Annotated in this window: 1 pseudogene; it reads right to left on the bottom strand. The window is 69.4% G+C overall.

Annotation, left to right across the window (positions count from 1 at the left end):
- Positions 1-376, bottom strand: a pseudogene (locus AC1DY7_RS31430) (HNH endonuclease); the annotation flags it as partial.

Here is a 376-nt window from a genome sequence, read left to right as displayed (position 1 = left end):
GCGTCGAAGGTGATGAGGTCGACGCTGAGTCGTCCTTCGGCGATGCTGAGCCGTCTTCGGGTGGGCGGCCCGGGTAGGGGTGGGGCAGTCGATCGGTAGGTGGCCCCGGTGGGGGTGGTGAAGTCGGCGGTGTGGCGGCCGTGTCGTTCGTCGGTGCGTACCCGCCAGCGGGGTGCTTCTTTGGCGTAGTTGCATGCTTCGCATGCGCCCAGTCCGTTGCGGGCGCTGGTGGGTCCGTGTGTGCGGTGCGGCTCGGCGTGGTCGCGGTGGCGGATGGGGGCGTCGCAGTAGGGGGTGCGGCAGGTTTGGTCGCGCAGTCCGATGAAGGCGGCCAACCCTTTCGGGAAGATCCGGGCCCGCGATTCCATGGCGACCA

The sequence above is a fragment of the Mycobacterium sp. P2_H7 genome, from assembly GCF_056403275.1.
This window is presented reverse-complemented; position numbering and strand designations above follow the sequence as displayed.